At 57.5% G+C, this 1,293-nt stretch carries 1 rRNA gene (cut by a window edge); it reads left to right on the forward strand.

Annotated elements, in window-relative coordinates:
* Positions 1-1,293: ribosomal RNA gene (locus tag ACFYX3_RS41990) — 23S ribosomal RNA — on the forward strand; its annotated part reaches 142 nt to the left of the window's first position; the annotation flags it as partial.

Consider the following 1,293-nt stretch of genomic DNA (forward strand, 5'->3'; position numbering starts at 1 on the left):
TACCGTCTCGTGACTGCGTGCCTTTTGAAGAATGAGCCTGCGAGTTTGCGGTGTGTTGCGAGGTTAACCCGTGTGGGGAAGCCGTAGCGAAAGCGAGTCCGAACAGGGCGCTTCAGTAGCACGCTCAAGACCCGAAGCGGAGTGATCTAGCCATGGGCAGGTTGAAGCGGAGGTAAGACTTCGTGGAGGACCGAACCCACCAGGGTTGAAAACCTGGGGGATGACCTGTGGTTAGGGGTGAAAGGCCAATCAAACTCCGTGATAGCTGGTTCTCCCCGAAATGCATTTAGGTGCAGCGTCGTGTGTTTCTTGCCGGAGGTAGAGCACTGGATAGGCGATGGGCCCTACCGGGTTACTGACCTTAGCCAAACTCCGAATGCCGGTAAGTGAGAGCGCGGCAGTGAGACTGTGGGGGATAAGCTCCATGGTCGAGAGGGAAACAGCCCAGAGCATCGACTAAGGCCCCTAAGCGTACGCTAAGTGGGAAAGGATGTGGAGTCGCAGAGACAACCAGGAGGTTGGCTTAGAAGCAGCCACCCTTGAAAGAGTGCGTAATAGCTCACTGGTCAAGTGATTCCGCGCCGACAATGTAGCGGGGCTCAAGCGTACCGCCGAAGTCGTGTCATTGCAGTACATACCCCCAACGGGGACTGTGATGGGTAGGGGAGCGTCGTGTGCCGGGTGAAGCAGCCGCGGAAGCGAGTTGTGGACGGTTCACGAGTGAGAATGCAGGCATGAGTAGCGATACACACGTGAGAAACGTGTGCGCCGATTGACTAAGGGTTCCTGGGTCAAGCTGATCTGCCCAGGGTAAGTCGGGACCTAAGGCGAGGCCGACAGGCGTAGTCGATGGACAACCGGTTGATATTCCGGTACCCGCTTTGAAACGCCCAATATCGAGCCCATCAATGCTAAGGCCGTGAAGCCGTTCCGGACCCTTCGGGGAAAGGAAAGTGGTGGAGCCGCCGACCCAAGGTGGTAGTAGGTAAGCGATGGGGTGACGCAGGAAGGTAGTCCAGCCCGGGCGGTGGTTGTCCCGGGGTAAGGGTGTAGGGCGTTGTGCAGGCAAATCCGCACAACACGTAGCCTGAGACCTGATGCCGAGCCGATTGTGGCGAAGTGGATGATCCTATGCTGTCGAGAAAAGCCTCTAGCGAGTTTCATGGCGGCCCGTACCCTAAACCGACTCAGGTGGTCAGGTAGAGAATACCGAGGCGTTCGGGTGAACTATGGTTAAGGAACTCGGCAAAATGCCCCCGTAACTTCGGGAGAAGGGGGGCCACGCCCGGTGAT

This window comes from Streptomyces sp. NPDC002463, assembly GCF_042889835.1.
Lineage (GTDB): Bacteria > Actinomycetota > Actinomycetes > Streptomycetales > Streptomycetaceae > Streptomyces > Streptomyces nymphaeiformis.